This window comes from Brucella sp. TWI432 (assembly GCF_039674445.1).
Classification (GTDB): Bacteria; Pseudomonadota; Alphaproteobacteria; order Rhizobiales; family Rhizobiaceae; genus Brucella; species Brucella chromiisoli.
In genome coordinates, this window is record NZ_JBDJNL010000068.1 from 1 (window position 1) to 540 (window position 540).

The window sequence follows — 540 nt, forward strand, 5'->3', positions numbered from 1 at the left end:
CCAGATATGTGTCCATTATTGTAGCTAAAATCTGCCTGAACGTCCGTCCCGCTCACCGAATTCAGGCTGCCATCGTTCTTATTATAAGTGAACTTTGTGACTGTACCATCCGCATCTGTTTGGCTCAGTCTTCTACCAAGAACAGACCATTTCGTAAGTTCACCGGCTGTCGTCTTCCTCATTCCATTTTGATAAGTGGTGCGATTGACACGTCCCAGACTATCATAATCATAGATAATCATGCCCGTTGTTAAATCTTCCGCCTGAAGTAAGCGACCAAGTTTATTATGATAGCGATACGTCTGTTTGTTCATCATCGATGACCGCGTGAGCAGCACATTTCCGAGCGGTAAGTTATATGTGTTCGAATATGTAGTGCCATCTGGCAGATAGGTTGTTGCCGGCTTCGGTGACGCGCCGCTATATACGTATCTCCACTGCCGACCACCATTTGTAACAGTTTTGAGCCGATCCAGACCGTCAAAAGTCTGCTGCCCCATATCAACAGGCGTAGTCGTGCCTGGCTTCTGTATCTGAAGC

1 protein-coding gene is annotated in these 540 nt (G+C 46.9%); it reads right to left on the minus strand.

The window, feature by feature from the left end; genetic code table 11:
• Positions 1 to 540: hypothetical protein (locus tag ABE527_RS21640; protein ID WP_499698262.1), on the minus strand; the 540-nt coding region annotated here is incomplete at both ends.